This is a genomic window from Streptomyces sp. SPB074 (assembly GCF_000154905.1).
Lineage (GTDB): Bacteria > Actinomycetota > Actinomycetes > Streptomycetales > Streptomycetaceae > Streptomyces.
This window is the reverse complement of sequence record NZ_GG770539.1, coordinates 4,312,370-4,327,776: the sequence shown is the minus strand read 5'-3', so window position 1 is coordinate 4,327,776 and position 15,407 is coordinate 4,312,370. Positions and strand designations below refer to the sequence as shown.

Below are 15,407 nucleotides of genomic sequence, written 5' to 3'. Positions count from 1 at the left end.
CCTCCCGGGCGGCGGGCGACTCGGTTCAGCGACCGCCGTCGAACACCCCGGTGACCGCCACCGAACGCCCCAGTGACCGCCACCGGGCGGCTCAGCGGCAGCCACCAAGCAGCTCAGTGGCCGCCGTCGAACGGCTCAGTGGCCGCTGTAGTTCGGGGCCTCGGCGGTCATCTGGATGTCGTGGGGGTGCGACTCCTTGAGACCGGCGGAGGTGATGCGGACGAAGCGGCCCCGCTCCTGCGTCTCCTCGATCGTCGTGCCGCCCACGTAGAACATCGACTGGCGCAGGCCGCCGACGAGCTGGTGCACGACCGCCGAGAGCGGGCCGCGGTAGGGGACCTGGCCCTCGATGCCCTCGGGGATCAGCTTGTCGTCGGAGCTGACCGCTTCCTGGAAGTAGCGGTCCTTCGAGTACGACTTGTGGCCGCCGCGCGTCTGCATGGCGCCCAGCGAACCCATACCCCGGTACGACTTGAACTGCTTGCCGTTGATGAACCGCAGCTCGCCCGGGGACTCCTCGCAGCCCGCGAGGAGCGAGCCGAGCATGACCGTGTCGGCGCCCGCGACGAGGGCCTTCGCGATGTCGCCGGAGTACTGGAGGCCGCCGTCCCCGATGACCGGGACACCGGCCGCCTTCGCGGCGAGCGCGGCCTCGTAGATCGCGGTGACCTGCGGGACGCCGACGCCCGAGACGACGCGCGTCGTACAGATGGAGCCGGGGCCCACGCCGACCTTGATGGCGTCCGCGCCCGCGTCCACGAGCGCCTGGGCGCCGTCGCGCGTGGCGATGTTGCCGCCGATGACGTCCACGGCGGGGGCGTTCGACTTGATCTTGGCGACCATGTCGCCGACCAGGCGGGAGTGGCCGTGCGCGGTGTCCACGATGATGAAGTCCACCCCGGCGGCCACGAGGGCCTGGGCGCGCTCGAAGGAGTCGCCCGCGACACCCACGGCGGCACCGACGAGGAGGCGGCCCTCGGAGTCCTTCGCGGCGTTCGGGTACTTCTCGGCCTTCACGAAGTCCTTGACCGTGATGAGGCCCTTGAGGACACCGGCGTCGTCCACCAGCGGCAGCTTCTCGATCTTGTGGCGGCGCAGCAGCGCCATCGCGTCGACGCCGGAGATGCCGACCTTGCCCGTGACGAGCGGCATCGGCGTCATGACCTCGCGGACCTTGCGGGTGCGGTCCGTCTCGAAGGCCATGTCGCGGTTGGTGACGATGCCGAGGAGCTTCCCCGCACCGTCCACGACGGGCACGCCGCTGATGCGGAACTTCGCGCAGATCGCGTCGGCCTCTTCGAGGGTCGCGTCCGGGTGGACGGTGATCGGGTCCGTGACCATGCCGGACTCGGAGCGCTTGACGAGGTCGACCTGGTTCGCCTGGTCCTCGACCGACAGGTTGCGGTGCAGGACGCCGACCCCGCCCTGGCGGGCCATCGCGATGGCCATGCGGGCCTCGGTGACCTTGTCCATGGCGGCGGAGACGAGCGGGATGTTCAGCCGTACGTTCTTCGAGAGACGCGAGGAGGTGTCGATCTCGTCCGGGGCCATGTCGGAGACCCCGGGCAGCAGCAGGACATCGTCGTAGGTCAGCCCGAGGGTCGCGAATTTCTCGGGTACTCCGTCGATGTTGGCCATGACACGATCTCCAATGGTCTTGCTCGCTACGGGTGTACATGGTAACGGGAGATGGTGGGCGTTCATTCCGGGTGCGGTGTGCCGCCGGGTCCCCCTGCGGGGTGTCCGCCCCCGTCCCCCGCTCCTCAGGCGCCGCGGGGACGGGCCCTGTGGTGCCGCTCACGCTGGGCGCGGGCGTGGCGGGAAGGCCGCTTCACGGCTGTTCCGCCAGCGCTCTCAGTCTGCTCAGCGCCCGGTGCTGGGCGACGCGCACCGCGCCCGGGGACATGCCGAGCATCTGCCCCGTCTCCTCGGCGGTGAGGCCGACCGCGATGCGCAGGAGCAGGAGTTCGCGCTGGTTCTCCGGGAGGGAGGCGAGGAGCTTCTTCGCCCACGCGGCATCGCTGCTCAGGAGCGCGCGTTCCTCGGGACCGAGTGAGTCGTCGGGGCGCTCCGGCATCTCGTCGGACGGCACGGCGGTGGAGCCGTGCCGCATCGCGGCGCGCTGGAGATCGGCGACCTTGTGGCCGGCGATCGCGAAGACGAACGCCTCGAAGGGGCGGCCCGTGTCCTTGTAGCGGGGCAGCGCGAGCAGCACGGCCACGCAGACCTCCTGCGCCAGGTCCTCCACGAAGTGGCGGGCGTCACCAGGCAGCCGGGACAGCCTGGTGCGGCAGTAGCGGATCGCGAGCGGATGCACCCGGGCGAGCAGGTCGTGCACGGCCTGCTGCTCACCGTCGACAGCACGGTGGACGAGAGCCCCGATCTCGGTCGTCTCCTCGTCACGCATCCGACCATGGTGCCCTGCGGTCCGCCGAGCGCTCTCCACGCCCTCCCCGCCCTCGGAAGCGGGTGCGCCGGAACTCATGCCCTGCGCCCTCCCCTCCGGATCGGCCGACTCGTCCCCGTGGAACTCCACACCCACAAGGATGCGGCATCGCGCGGGCAACCGACACAGTCCGCTCGCGCGAGCACTCGTACGGGAACCTCGTACCCGCCCGGACCCCTCGACAGCCGTCCCGCCCCCACCCGAACACGAACGGCCGCCCGGCCGTGGACACCGACGAAGGAACGTACGGGCTGCGCACACGGATACGCGCGGCCCCGGCCCGGAGCCGACGGTAGGGGCCGAAGGCCACCGACGGCTCCCGACAGTACGGGCCCAAGGCCGTCGGCGGCTGCCAGCGGTACAGGCCGGAGACCGCTGGCGGCTCCCAGCGGGAGGAACCGAAGGGCATCGGCGGCTCGCGGCGGTACGGGATCCGGACGCGATCCGCCGCGCTTTTCCGGCACGGGACCACGCGGGCCACAGGCCCGCACGGGCACCGGCACACCGGTGGCCCCGGGGCAATCGCGAGCGTCCGGGATCGTGAGGCGGGCGCGGTGGGGGGAGGCGGGGTGGAGGGCGGAGGGAGCGGAGACGGGGTGACGGGAGGAAGGGGTCGGTACGAGTTGCCGGAAGGGTGAGGACGCGAGGGCGTACGACTGCCCGGCACCCGCCGCGCCACGCCCCCGGACCGGCGAAGCCGTCCGAGCCGCCTGGGGCTCGTGCGCCACCTGGGCCGCAGCATCGGTCGTAACGACAGACGCAGCCGAAGCCCCGCGACGCGAAGTCTCCGGGAATCGCGAAGTCCCCTGAGCACGCGGGGGCTTCCGCTCGGTATCCACCCCGCGCGAGCACGGTCGCTCCCGCCCGGCCGGGACCGCCTCGGCCCGCCTGACCACCGCCAGCGGGACACACGCCCCCGGCGGGACGGACACCCCTCGCAGCGCGAACACCCCGGGCTGGACAGCCGCCCTCCGCGAGGCGCGAATCCCTCGCAGGGCGGACGCGTCCGGACGGACAGCAGGCCCCTGCGAAGTGGAGACCCCCGGCAAGACAGTTGTCTCCGGCCGGGCGAACCCGGCAGACCTCCCCGGCAGACCGGGAATCCCTTGCAGCACGCGCATCTCCGGCAGGCCACACGCCCCCGGCCGGACAGCCGCCCCCGACAGAGCGGACACCCCCAGCCAGAGACGCCCCCTCGGCGGGACGGCCCTTCCCGGCAGGCCAAACCCCCCTGGCAAGACGGCCATCCCCCGCAGCACGCGCACCCCTCGCAAGGCGGACACGCACGGATAGACAGCAGCCCCCTGTCGAGTGGAGATCCCCAGCAAGACAGTTGTCGCCCGCCAGGCGAACGTCCCCGGCAGGGCGCCCCTCCCCGGCGAGGCCGGAAACCCGGACGGGACACCCGCATCCGCCTGGGCAGCGATCCTCGGCAGGACGGGCACCCTCCGCAGAGGGAACACCCCCGACAGGGCAGACGTCCCCAGCGGAGCGGACATCTCCGGCCAGAGACACACCCCCGGCGGGACAACCCTTCCCGGCAGGCCGAAGTCCCCTGGCAAGACGGCCATCCCCCGCAGGGCGGACGCGTCCGGCCGGACAACCGTCCACGACTGAGCGGACACCCCTCGCACAGGAAACGTCCCCAGCAGGGGAGACCTCCCCGGCGAAGCCGGAAACCCGGACGACACCCGCGCACCCGGCACGGCGAATACCCCGGCCAGGGCGAACACCCCGAGCCGGGCAGACACCCACAGCGTGGCGGAATTCCCCCGCAGGGCAGAGCCCTCCGGCCCAGCGGAAGCCCCGACCAGCACAGCCACCCCCGACAGGGCACCCGCCCCCAGCAGGGCAAACGCCCCCGGCCCAGCCGAAGCTCCCACCAGCACAGACACCCCGGACAAAGCAGCCACCCCCGGCAAGACAGTCATCCCCCACAGGAAGACCGTCCCCCATAGGAACGCCGCCCCCCACGCGACAACCGCCCCTCCCAGGGCGACCACCCCTCCCGGGGCGCACACCCCCCGCACGGCGCGTCGTGGCCCGGGGGTGAGGGGGGCCGCCGCCCCTGGGGTGGGGCGGCGGGGGGTGAGGGCGCGGGGGCGGTACCCGGGGCCCGGTCCGGACGGCGGGTCCCCGGCCGGGACCGGGGAGGGATCGGAACGGGAGACTCGGGTACGCGCCGAAGCCGCGTCGGCTCGCGGGATGCACGGCGGTGGCCCCTGCCGCCCGCGGGAGGCGGGGCGCCTCCCGCGCGGCCGGTGCCGCTCGGGGAACTCGTGTGGCTGGGGCCCGGGGGCCTCAGCGCACCAGGCCCCAGCGGAAGCCCAGGGCCACGGCGTGCGCGCGGTCGGAGGCCCCGAGTTTCTTGAAGAGCCGCCGGGCGTGGGTCTTCACCGTGTCCTCGGAGAGGAAGAGCTCGCGCCCGATCTCCGCGTTGGAGCGGCCGTGGCTCATGCCTTCGAGGACCTGGATCTCACGCGCCGTGAGCGTCGGCGCCGCGCCCATCTCGGCCGAGCGCAGCCGGCGCGGGGCGAGCCGCCACGTGGGGTCGGCGAGGGCCTGGGTGACGGTCGCCCGCAGCTCGGCGCGCGAGGCGTCCTTGTGCAGGTACCCGCGTGCCCCGGCGGCGACGGCGAGTGCGACGCCGTCGAGGTCCTCGGCGACCGTGAGCATGATGATCCGGGCGCCGGGATCGGCGGAGAGCAGCCTCCGCACGGTCTCCACCCCACCGAGCCCCGGCATACGCACGTCCATGAGGATCAGGTCGGAACGGTCGGCACCCCAGCGGCGGAGGACTTCCTCGCCGTTGGCCGCCGTGGTCACCCGCTCGACGCCGGGCACGGTCGCGACCGCCCGGCGGAGCGCCTCTCGGGCGAGCGGGGAGTCGTCACAGACGAGGACGGAAGTCATGACTGCCCCTCGCAGCTCTCGCAGCTGTTGCGCGTCACCTTGAGCCTCCAGGCTGGTACGGAATCGTCACCTGAGCGGTGGACACCCTCGGACATCTGCCCGAGCGCTTATCGCGTCAACCGCCACAGCCCTCTCAACGACGGTCACCCGAAAGAGTTACGGCCGGACTGTCGCCCTCGGCACTCTACGTGAGGGCACCTTGCGCTCCGGGTGATCACACGCCCAGAGAGAGCCATGCCCCATTTAGCGCCTTTTGATCATCTTTATCAGCGTTTGCCGCTAAATTCCCCATGAGTCATATTTTCAGCTCTTCTCATAGGGTAGATATACGGTCATCAGCACCTCATCGCCCAGATCGTTCAGAAACGGCAAGCAAGGGGACAAGCCATGGCAGATTTCTCCCGCCTTCCAGGCCCCAACGCAGACCTTTGGGACTGGCAACTGCTCGCCGCCTGCCGTGGCGTGGACAGTTCGCTCTTCTTCCACCCGGAGGGAGAGCGGGGAGCCGCGCGCAGCGCGCGGGAGACCTCCGCGAAGGAGGTCTGTATGCGGTGCCCGGTCCGGGCGGAGTGCGCGGCGCACGCGCTCGCGGTACGGGAGCCGTACGGGGTGTGGGGAGGGCTCACCGAGGACGAGCGCGAGGAACTGATGGGGCGGGCGCGGCACCGGCTCGTACGGACTGGATCCTCGGCGGAGGCGGGAGCGGGGGCGGAGGCGGGCGAACGGTAGGGCGGGGGCGAATCGTTTCTGCGATGCCGGGGACGGCTCGCAGGGCTCCGCCCGCCGGGCCCCGGCGCCTGAGGCTCCGCCCGGGTCCCGTTTCGGGGCTCCGCCCCGGACCCCGCTCCTCAAACGCCGGAGGGGCTGGATTCTGCTGCGGTCCGGCCGTGTCCAGCGTCGCCGCGACGCCGGAGGGGCTGGATTCCGGTGCGGTACGGCCCTGTCTCAGCGGCGCGCCGCCCGCTCCAGCCGGTCCAGCGTCGCCGCCACCGTCGGGACCGTGGCGAGGTCGGGCAGGGTGAGGGCGACGATCTCGCGGCGCACGGACGGGGTCAGGGTGAGGGTGCGGACGCCTTCGGGGCGGACGGATTCGAGGGCCAGGGCGGGCAGCACCGCGACCCCGAGCCCCGCGGCGACGAGCGCGTGGACGGCCGGGTAGTCGTCGGTGGCGAAGTCGATGCGCGGGGTGAAGCCCGCCTCGGCGCACACCTTGACGAGTTGCGTGCGGCAGCGGGGGCAGCCCGCGATCCACGGCTCGCGGGCGAACTCGGCGATGCCCACGGGACCGGCCCGGCCGTCGAGGCGGTGCCCCTCGGGGACGAGGCCGACGAGCCGGTCGCGCAGGAGGGGCCGGACGACCAGGCCCTCCCACTCGCGCGCGCTGTCGTCCGCCTCCGTCCCGTAGCGGAAAGCGAGCGCGATATCGAAATCGCCCTCGCGCAGCAGTTCGACCGAGCGGGGCGGTTCGGCCTCCTCCAGGGAGACGCGCGTGCCCGGGTGGTCGCGGCGCAGCGCGGCGAGAGCGCTCGGCACGAGCGAGGAACTGCCGCTCGGGAACGAGACGAGACGTACTCGCCCCGCGCGCAGCCCGGCGATCGCCGCGACCTCCTCCTCCGCCGCCGTGAGCCCCGCGAGGATGCCCGAGGCGTGCCGGGACAGCGCCTCGCCCGCCTCGGTGAGGCGCATCTCGCGGCCCGTGCGCACGAGCAGCGGCGTGCCCGCCGCGCCCTCCAGCGCCTTCATCTGCTGACTGACGGCCGGCTGCGTGCAGCCGAGCGTGCGCGCGGCGGCGGAGAAGGAACCTGTCGTCGCGACGGCGCGCAGGACGCGCAGGTGGCGGGCCTCGATCATGCCTCCGAGGATAGGCCGCGATAAGCCGGCCTTGGGGGCGAGCCGGATTTCGCGGCCCGTGCTTTGAGTCACGCCGCGCGCCCGCGTGGGCCCCGTCCGCCCGTCGCCCGCGCGGGCCCCGTCCGCCCGTCGCCCGCGCTCCCGCCCTGCCGCCGTGGCGGGAAAACCCGCGCGCCACGCGGCCCACGCGGCCTACCCTGCGCGGCATGGACCCCTCGAACGGCGCCGCGCCGAGCCCGTACGTGCTCTCCCTCAACGTCGGGCGGCTCACGCCCGCGCCCCGCGCCGACGCCCCGGGCGGGGTCACGGGCATCGACAAGCGGCCCGTCGCGGGGCCGTTGCTCGTCAGCGCGCCGGGCCCGAAGGGGACCGGCGGGAGCGGGGTGGAAGGGGACGCGGTCGCGGACCTGCGCCACCACGGCGGGGACGACCAGGCGGTGTACGCCTTCGCGCGCGAGGACCTGGACGCCTGGGAGCGCGAGCTGGGCCGGCCGCTGGCCAACGGGGCCTTCGGCGAGAACCTGACGACCTCGGGCCTCGACGTGAGCCACGCGCTCGTCGGGGAGCGCTGGCGGATCGGGGAGCGGCTGCTCCTGGAGGTGACGAGCGGGCGGATTCCGTGCCGCACCTTCGCGGAGCACGTCGGCGAGGACCGGTGGGTCAAGCGGTTCACGGGGCGCGGCGAGACGGGCGCGTACCTGCGGGTGCTCGAAGCGGGCCCGGTGCGGGCCGGGGACCCCGTCGTGCGGGAGTACGTGCCCGCGCACGGGGTGACGGCGGCGATGCAGTTCCGCGCCGTGACGACGGAGCAGGCGCTGCTGCCCCGGCTGCTCCCGGCGGCGCGGGCGCTGCACGCGGAGACGCTGGGACGGGCGCGCGCGTACGCCGAGCGGCACGGCTCGGCGGGGCAGGGTTCCTGAGCGGGCGCCGGCCGCCGGTTCGGGGGTTCGTGGGGCTCGCGCGGATCACTAGCCTTGGCGCATGACTACGGCTCTCATCACCGGTTCCACCGCGGGTATCGGCGCGGCCTTCGCGCGCAGGCTGGCCGCCGACGGCTACAGCCTCGTCCTGGTGGCGCGCGACAAGGAGCGGCTGCGCCGCCAGGCGACCGAACTGCACGACCGGCACGGCGTCGAGGCGACCGTGCTGCGCGCCGATCTCGCCACCGAGGCGGGCATCGCGGCCGTCGAACGGCGGCTGGCGGACGTACGGCAGCCGGTGGACCTGCTCGTGAACAACGCGGGCTTCGGGCACAAGGGCCGCTTCCTCGACGTGCCGCTCGCCGACGAGCTGACGATGCTCAAGGTGCACTGCGAGGCGGTGCTGCGGCTGACCGTCGCCGCCTCGGGGCCGATGCGCGAGCGGGGGCGCGGCGGGATCATCAACGTCGCCTCCGTCGCCGCCTTCCTGCCGCGCGGGACGTACGGGGCGTCCAAGGCGTGGGTCGTGCAGTTCACCCAGGGCGTGGCGCGGGACCTGGCGGGCAGCGGGGTGCGGCTGATGGCGCTGTGCCCCGGGTTCGTGCGGACCGAGTTCCACGAGCGGGCCGGGATGGGGACCGGGAACATCCCGAAGTGGATGTGGCTCGACGCGGACAAGCTCGTCACGGCCGCGCTCGCCGACCTCGCGCGCGGGCGCACCCTCTCGATCCCCGACCCGCGCTACAAGGCGCTCATGGGCGCGGCCAGGCTCGCCCCGCGCGGCCTGCTCGGCGGCATCTCCTCGCGCGCGGGCCGCAAGTACGGGCCGGCGCACGGCGAGGACGGCACGGTGACGGAACGGGCGGGGGACGTGGGGGACGGTACGGGGGACGCGGGGCCGGAGCGTACGGAGGCGCCGGAGCCGGACCGTGCGGAGCGGCCCGGGGGCCGGGCGGCGGAACCCGCGACCGGCGAGAAGCCGGCGGGCCGGAAGAAGCCTGCCGCCAGGACCCGCCCCGCCCCCGGCGCGAAGCCCTCCCGCAAGCCCGAGGCCACCCCGAAGGCCGCCCCTGAGGCCAAGCCGAAGGCCACGTCCGACGCGGCGCCCGAGACCGCCCCGGAGACCAAGCCCGAGGCCGGGCCCGCGGTAACGCCGAAGGCCAAGCCCGAGGCCGCGCCCGCCCCCGGTGCCGTTCCCGCCGTCACGGAGCCTCGTCCCCGCACCCGCCCCCACCCCCGGTCCGGCCCCGGCGACACCTCTGTAGAGTGATCGAATGATCGTTTCTCGCTCTCCGGGGGAGCGAGTGGGTGAGGGAGGGGCTGGGGCGTGCGCGAAGGGGTCGAAGAACGGCATGACCGGCTGCTGAACCTGGTGCGGGAGCGGGGCAGCGTGCGGGTCGCCGATCTCGCGGGACTGCTCGGGGTCTCGGCGGTGACGGCGCGCAGGGACGCGGAGGCGCTCGCCGGGCGCGGGCTGCTGGACCGCGTGCACGGCGCGGTGTCGTGGCCGGAGCGCAACGGCCCGGCGGGCACGGGGCCGGGGGCGGGCAGCCCGGTGCTCGGAATGCTCGCCCCGGCCGCCGGCTACTACTTCGCCGACATCATCCGCGGCGCGCACGAGGCGGCGGCGCGGCTCGGCGCGCGGCTCGTGCTGCGCGTTTCGGACTACCGGCCCGAGGACGACGCGGCGCACGCGGCGGGGCTGCTCGCCGCGGGGGCCCGGGGCCTGCTGCTGATCCCGAGCTGGACGCGCCCCGAGCACCAGGCGCGGTACACGGAGTGGATCGCGCGCCTGTCCGTGCCGACCGTGCTGGTGGAGCGGCGCGGGGACCCGGCCGGGCCCCTCGACGCGCTCGACCGGGTCGGCTCGGACCACGCGCACGGCGTGCTCGTCGGCCTGCGTCACCTGGCCCGTCTCGGCCACCGCTCGCCGGTGCTCGTGGCGCGCACGGACAGCCCGACGGCGGAGGCGGTGCGGGCCGGGTACCGGCGCGCGGTGGAGATCCTGGGCCTGGAGCCGGGGCTGCCCGTGCTCGATTCGGCGCCGGAGAAACCCGGCACGGGAAGTCCTGCCGCCTCGGTCGACGCGCTGGCAAGGCTCGTGCGCGAGGGCCGGACGACGGCGGTGCTCGCGCACAACGACGAGGACGCGACCCGCCTCGTACGGGATCTGGCGGACCGGGGCGTACGGGTCCCGGGCGATCTGGCGCTCGTGACGTACGACGACGAGGTCGCCGCGCTCGCGGAGACGCCGCTGACGGCGGTGGCCCCGCCGAAGCGGGCGGTGGGCCGGGTCGCGGTGGGGCTGCTGGCGGAACGGATCGCGGAGGCGGGCGGAGGACCGGAGCCGAGGCCGGGCTCCGTCTCGGGCTCCGTCTCGGGCTCCGTCGAGGGCGAGCCCCGGCGGCACGTGGAGTTGTTGCCGCGACTGCGGGTGCGGGAATCCTGCGGGGGCGCGCCGCTGCGGTAGTCACCGCGGCCGCCCCTTTCGCCCCGTTTTCCGGCCCCCGCTTCGATCATTTTTCGATCAATCAACCATTCGATCTTGACTTCGCTCACCGCGCGCCGAAACATCGCCGCGACCGCCTGTCCCCCAGCGAAGAGGAGCAGCGCCGTGAGCCGCCATGGGTTCCGGTCCCTGCGTGCCCTCGCGGGTGCCGTCGCCGCGTTCGCCTCGCTCGCCGCCACCGCGGCGTGCGGAGGCCCGAGCACGGAGGCGCCCGCCGAAGGCACGAGGGCCCATCCCGTCACCGTCAGTTTCTGGGCCTGGACCAAGGGTTCCCAGCAGGTGGCGGACGAGTTCAACCGCACGCACGACACCATCAAGGTCAAGTTCGAGGAGATTCCCTCCGGCGGTCTCGGGGGGTACCCGAAGATCACCAACGCCCTCAAGGCCGGCATCGCGCCCGACGTCCTCTCCATCGAGTACCCCTCCCTCGCGCAGTTCGTGAGCCAGGGCTCGCTCAAGGACATCAGCGCCTACATGACGCCGGACGTGAAGAAGAAGTTCCTGCCGCAGACCATCGAGCTGACGACGATGGGCGACAAGAACTGGGCGGTCCCCTCGGACGCGGCGCCGCAGATCTTCTACTACCGCAAGGACCTCTTCGAGAAGTACGGGGTCGAGCCGCCGAAGACGTGGGCCGACTTCCGTACGGCGGCGCGGCAGGTACGGAAGGCGGCGCCGAAGGCCCGCATCGCGACCTTCTTCGCCGACGACGCCTCCTTCTTCCAGACGATGGCGTGGCAGGCGGGCGCCCAGTGGTTCTCCACCGAGGACGGCTCCTGGAAGGTGGACACCGGTGACCCGGCGACGAAGAAGGTCTCCGAGTACTGGCAGGGCATGATCAAGGACGGCCTCGTCTCGACCGCCCCCTCCTACAGCCCCGAGTGGACCTCCTCGCTCAAAGCCGGTACGACGCTCGGCTACCTCGGCGCCTCCTGGAGCGCCGGGACGCTCGCCGGGATCGTGCCCGAGCAGAAGGGCAAGTGGGCGGCGATGCCCATACCGAGCTGGGACGCGGAGCACCCCAGCTCCGGGATGAGCCAGGGCTCGACCTTCGCGATCTCCAAGGACAGCAAGAAGACGAAGGCGGCGATGGAGTTCATCCTGTGGATGTCCACCTCGCCCGACTCGATCAAGGCACGCGTCACCGCGAGCACCTCGACCGCCTTCCCCGCCGCGCGCTCCCTCGTGCCCGTCGCGCGCAAGGCGATCGACACGAGCTTCTACGGCGGCGCCGACCTCTACGGTCTCTACGCCGACTCCGCCGCGACGATCAACCCCGACTGGCTGTGGGGCCCGACCGCCGCCGCCAACAACACCCTGCACGACCAGCTCCAGGCGGTCGTCTCCGGCGAGAAGTCCCTCACGGGGGCGGTCGCCACCACGCAGCGCGCCACCGTGGACGCCCTGCGCAAGAGCGGACTGAAGGTCGAGGACGGCTCATGAGCGGTACGAGAACACCACCGGCCGAACGGACCGCGCCCCCCGCCGTCCCGGCCCCGGCGCGCCAGCGCGGCTCCGCTTCGAGCCGTACCGGCCTCGCCGCCGCGACGCTCCTGACGCCCTTCTTCGTCCTGTTCGCCCTCGCGATGCTGCTCCCCGTCGGGTACGCGATCTGGCTGAGCCTGTTCACCGACAAGCTCTCCGGCCTCGGCTTCGACGGGCCGCACAGCGTCTTCAACGGCCTCGGCAACTACCTCGACGTCATCAAGGACGAGGCGTTCCGCGACGGCTTCTGGGTGCTCGCGCAGTACGTCGTCTTCTACATCCCGATCATGATGGGCGGCGCCCTCGCCCTCGCGCTCCTGCTCGACACGGCGCTCGCCCGGGCCCGCCGCTTCTTCCAGCTCGCCCTGTTCCTGCCGCACGCGATCCCCGGCCTCATCGCGGGCCTCATCTGGATCTACCTCTACACGCCCGGCCTCTCGCCGGTCGTCAAGGCAATGGAGTCGGGCGGCATCGGCTTCGACTTCCTCGGCCCCGACGGCGCGATGCCCTCGATCGTGAACATCGCCGTGTGGGAGTGGATCGGCTACAACCTCGTCATCTTCTACGCCGCGCTCCAGGCCATCGACCGCTCGATGCTGGAGGCCGCCGCCGTGGACGGGGCGGGCAACTGGCGGGTCGCCTTCTCCATCAAGCTGCCCCTCATCCGCTCCTCGGTCTTCCTGGTGCTGCTCTTCACCATCATCGGCTCGCTCCAGCTCTTCACCGAGCCGCTGCTGCTCTCCAGTTCGGGCTCCGCCGTCACGAGCACGTGGACACCGAACATGTACGCCTACTCCGAGGCGTTCCAGATCAACGACTACGGGCGGGCCGCCTCGGCCTCCGTCCTGATCGCCCTGGTCGCCGCGGTGCTCTCCTTCATCGTCACCCGCCTCTCGAACCGGAAGGGGGCCCAGGCATGACCACGCCGCTTCTCGCCGCGTCCGGCGAAGGAACCCCGGGCGAACCGGCCACGATCAAGCCCCCGCGCCGGGCACCCGTCGCGACCCGCAACGGCCGCAGGTCCGGCCGCTGGACCTCGCGCCTCGCCGTCAACATCGTCCTGCTCATCGCCGCCGTCTACGCGCTCTTCCCGCTCGTCTGGCTCGTGACGGCGGCGACGAAGGACGCCGGGAACATCCTCGGCGGCAACGTCTTCTCCTTCGAGGGCTTCAACCTCGGCGACAACCTCTCCGCGCTCACCGACTACGAGGGCGGCCTCTACTTCCGCTGGTACCTCAACTCGCTGCTCTACGCGGGCGTCGGGGCGCTCGGCTGCTCCCTGGTGAGCGTCGCCGCCGGGTACGCCTTCGACAAGTACGTCTTCAAGGGCAAGGAGAAGCTCTTCGCGATGGTGCTGCTCGGGGTGCTGCTGCCCTCGACCGCGCTCTCGCTGCCGCTCTACCTCCTCGCCGTCAAGACGCACACGGTCAACACCTACTGGGCCGTCCTCATCCCCGTCCTGGTCAACCCCTTCGGGGTCTACCTCTCACGGATCTTCAGCGCCGGGTACATCCCGAACGAGGCGCTGGAGGCGGCCCGCATCGACGGCGCCGGCGAGATGCGGGTCTTCTGGTCGATCGGCCTGCGCATGATCATGCCGGGCTTCGTGACGGTGTTCCTCTTCCAGTTCACGGCGGTGTGGAACAACTTCTTCCTGCCGCTGGTCATGCTCTCGGACAAGAAGCTCTACCCGCTGAGCCTCGGCCTCTACAACTGGCACAGCAGCGCCAACGCGAACCCCGAGTTCTACCCGTTGGTCGTCACCGGCTCCCTGCTCGCCGTCCTGCCGCTCATCATCGCCTTCGTGACGCTCCAGCGGCACTGGAAGGCGGGGCTCACGGCGGGCGGCGTCAAGTAGCCCCTCCCGTACGGCGGTACGGGGACCGGCGCGCCCCCGTACCGCACCCCACCCCCACCTTGTGAGGAGTACTCGCATCACTATGCACGAGGCCACCGACCGACGTCCCCGAGCCCTGCTCGCCATGGCCCCCCATGTCGCGGAAGAACTGCTGACGCCGGCCCATCACGAAAGACTCAGCCGCCTCGTACGGACCGATCCCGGCCTGGTCGCGGGCGACTTCACCGATCCGGAACCGGCCGTCGCCGCCGCGCTCGCGGAGGCGGAGGTGCTGCTCACCTGCTGGGGCGTGCCGCGGCTGACGGCCGACGTGCTCGCACGGGCGCCGAAACTGCGCGCGGTCGTGCACGCGGCGGGCACCGTGAAGGGCTTCGTGACCGACGCCTGCTGGGAGCGCGGCCTCCAGGTCAGCTCCGCGGCTGGCGCCAACGCGCTGCCCGTCGCCGAGTACACGCTCGCCGCGATCCTCTTCTCCGGCAAGCGGGTGCTCGACTCGGCGCGCGGCGCGCGCGAGCCGGGCGGGCACCGCGACTGGCACCGCGAGCTGCGCGCGGCGGGCAACTACCGGCGTGTCGTGGGGCTCGTGGGGGCCTCGCGGATCGGGCGCCGGGTGCTCGAACTCCTGCGGCCCTTCGACTTCGAGGTGCTGCTGCACGACCCGTACGTATCCGAGGCGGACGCGGCCGCGCTCGGCGCGCGCGCGGTCGGCCTGGCCGAACTGTGCGCGCGCAGCTCGGTCGTCTCGGTGCACGCCCCCGAACTCCCCAGCACCCGGCACCTGATCGGCGCCGCCGAGCTGGCCGCGATGCCGGACGGCGCGACGCTGATCAACACCTCGCGCGGCTCGCTGCTCGACGAGAGCGCGCTGCTCCCGGAGCTCTCCACGGGCCGCCTCTCCGCCGTCCTCGACGTGACGGACCCCGAACCGCCCGTGCCCGGCTCCCCCTTCTACACGCTCCCGAACGTCCTCCTGACCCCGCACGTGGCCGGTTCGCTCGGCAACGAGGTGCACCGCATGGCCGACCACGCGCTGGACGAGATCGAACGCTGGACGCGGGGCGAGCCGTTCACCGAACCGGTCGCGGCGGAAGGTCTGCACCTGTCGGCGTGAGGGCGCCCGCGGGGGGCAAACGAGGTGGGGGCCGCTCCCGCGCGGAGTCGCCCCCACCCCGTACCCCCGCAAGGAGCCGCACGCGATGACGCACTCCCCCGGCCACGACCCGCGGCGCAAGCCCCAGTGGCAGAACCTCTTCGTGGAGCCGTCCTGGCCGCTGCCCGTGGAGGTCGCGCTGCCCGGCGAGGAGGCGGAAGCGGTACGGAGCGGGATGGTCGCGGCGCCCCACCGCGCGCCGCGCGAGCGGGTGCGGCGCGGCGCGATGTGAGGTGTCACGGCGCCTGGGCCCCCGTCCGTACGAGGCCGTGGTG

12 protein-coding genes and 1 pseudogene are annotated in these 15,407 nt (G+C 73.0%); 9 read left to right on the top strand and 4 right to left on the bottom strand.

The annotated features are described in order from the left end of the window. Positions 1-135 precede the first annotated feature (135 nt). The 3 genes from guaB to SSBG_RS18175 all read right to left on the bottom strand — a co-directional run bounded on the left by guaB (position 136) and on the right by SSBG_RS18175 (position 5,359). Entirely contained in the window at positions 136-1,638 is a 1,503-nt protein-coding gene (guaB, locus tag SSBG_RS18185) for an IMP dehydrogenase (RefSeq protein WP_008747531.1), read from the bottom strand. Positions 1,639-1,831: 193 nt separating this feature from the next. Beyond that, a complete protein-coding gene (locus SSBG_RS18180) occupies positions 1,832-2,407 on the bottom strand; it encodes a sigma-70 family RNA polymerase sigma factor (protein ID WP_008747530.1) in 576 nt (191 codons plus the stop codon). 2,340 nt (positions 2,408-4,747) lie between these two features. Then, positions 4,748-5,359, bottom strand: a complete 612-nt coding sequence (locus tag SSBG_RS18175; protein ID WP_003948568.1) for a response regulator transcription factor — start codon at positions 5,357-5,359, stop codon at positions 4,748-4,750. Between the two features lie 387 nt (positions 5,360-5,746). Here SSBG_RS18175 and SSBG_RS18170 point away from each other — a divergent pair, with 387 nt between their 5' ends. Further along, a complete protein-coding gene (locus SSBG_RS18170; protein ID WP_008747528.1) occupies positions 5,747-6,088 on the top strand; it encodes a WhiB family transcriptional regulator in 342 nt (113 codons plus the stop codon). A 216-nt stretch (positions 6,089-6,304) separates the two neighbouring features. Here the strand turns inward: SSBG_RS18170 and SSBG_RS18165 are convergent, their stop codons facing one another. Continuing rightward, a complete protein-coding gene (locus SSBG_RS18165; RefSeq protein WP_008747527.1) occupies positions 6,305-7,210 on the bottom strand; it encodes a LysR family transcriptional regulator in 906 nt (301 codons plus the stop codon). 206 nt (positions 7,211-7,416) lie between these two features. Between SSBG_RS18165 and SSBG_RS18160 the strand changes: the two genes are divergently transcribed. From SSBG_RS18160 to SSBG_RS18125, 8 genes and pseudogenes are all read left to right on the top strand, one after another. Beyond that, a complete protein-coding gene (locus SSBG_RS18160; protein WP_008747526.1) occupies positions 7,417-8,130 on the top strand; it encodes an MOSC domain-containing protein in 714 nt (237 codons plus the stop codon). A gap of 61 nt (positions 8,131-8,191) precedes the next feature. Then, positions 8,192-8,959, top strand: a pseudogene (locus tag SSBG_RS34895) (SDR family NAD(P)-dependent oxidoreductase); the annotation flags it as partial. 498 nt (positions 8,960-9,457) lie between these two features. Beyond that, positions 9,458-10,600 (top strand): LacI family DNA-binding transcriptional regulator, encoded by a 1,143-nt coding sequence (locus SSBG_RS18150; protein WP_008747524.1) that lies wholly within the window; start codon positions 9,458-9,460, stop codon positions 10,598-10,600. A 144-nt stretch (positions 10,601-10,744) separates the two neighbouring features. Continuing rightward, the gene (locus SSBG_RS18145) at positions 10,745-12,082 is read left to right on the top strand and encodes an ABC transporter substrate-binding protein (protein ID WP_008747523.1); all 1,338 of its coding nucleotides are present in this window, start codon (positions 10,745-10,747) and stop codon (positions 12,080-12,082) included. Beyond that, entirely contained in the window at positions 12,079-13,044 is a 966-nt protein-coding gene (locus SSBG_RS18140) for a carbohydrate ABC transporter permease (protein WP_008747522.1), read from the top strand. The genes SSBG_RS18145 and SSBG_RS18140 overlap by 4 nt, the downstream gene beginning before the upstream one ends. Then, entirely contained in the window at positions 13,041-13,982 is a 942-nt protein-coding gene (locus SSBG_RS18135) for a carbohydrate ABC transporter permease (RefSeq protein WP_008747521.1), read from the top strand. The genes SSBG_RS18140 and SSBG_RS18135 overlap by 4 nt, the downstream gene beginning before the upstream one ends. An 82-nt stretch (positions 13,983-14,064) precedes the next feature. Further along, a complete protein-coding gene (locus SSBG_RS18130) occupies positions 14,065-15,093 on the top strand; it encodes a hydroxyacid dehydrogenase (RefSeq protein WP_037870080.1) in 1,029 nt (342 codons plus the stop codon). An 85-nt stretch (positions 15,094-15,178) separates the two neighbouring features. Next, on the top strand, positions 15,179-15,364 hold the full coding sequence (locus tag SSBG_RS18125) for a hypothetical protein (RefSeq protein WP_008747519.1): 186 nt from the start codon (positions 15,179-15,181) through the stop codon (positions 15,362-15,364). Positions 15,365-15,407: the final 43 nt, after the last annotated feature.

Bases quoted from the DNA above. Each gene is read 5' to 3' on its own strand.
- guaB (WP_008747531.1), bottom strand. From the start codon at position 1,638: ATGGCCAACATCGACGGAGTACCCGAGAAATTCGCGACCCTCGGGCTG.
- SSBG_RS18180 (WP_008747530.1), bottom strand. From the start codon at position 2,407: ATGCGTGACGAGGAGACGACCGAGATCGGGGCTCTCGTCCACCGTGCT.
- SSBG_RS18175 (WP_003948568.1), bottom strand. From the start codon at position 5,359: ATGACTTCCGTCCTCGTCTGTGACGACTCCCCGCTCGCCCGAGAGGCG.
- SSBG_RS18170 (WP_008747528.1), top strand. From the start codon at position 5,747: ATGGCAGATTTCTCCCGCCTTCCAGGCCCCAACGCAGACCTTTGGGAC.
- SSBG_RS18165 (WP_008747527.1), bottom strand. From the start codon at position 7,210: ATGATCGAGGCCCGCCACCTGCGCGTCCTGCGCGCCGTCGCGACGACA.
- SSBG_RS18160 (WP_008747526.1), top strand. From the start codon at position 7,417: ATGGACCCCTCGAACGGCGCCGCGCCGAGCCCGTACGTGCTCTCCCTC.
- SSBG_RS18140 (WP_008747522.1), top strand. From the start codon at position 12,079: ATGAGCGGTACGAGAACACCACCGGCCGAACGGACCGCGCCCCCCGCC.
- SSBG_RS18135 (WP_008747521.1), top strand. From the start codon at position 13,041: ATGACCACGCCGCTTCTCGCCGCGTCCGGCGAAGGAACCCCGGGCGAA.
- SSBG_RS18130 (WP_037870080.1), top strand. From the start codon at position 14,065: ATGCACGAGGCCACCGACCGACGTCCCCGAGCCCTGCTCGCCATGGCC.
- SSBG_RS18125 (WP_008747519.1), top strand. From the start codon at position 15,179: ATGACGCACTCCCCCGGCCACGACCCGCGGCGCAAGCCCCAGTGGCAG.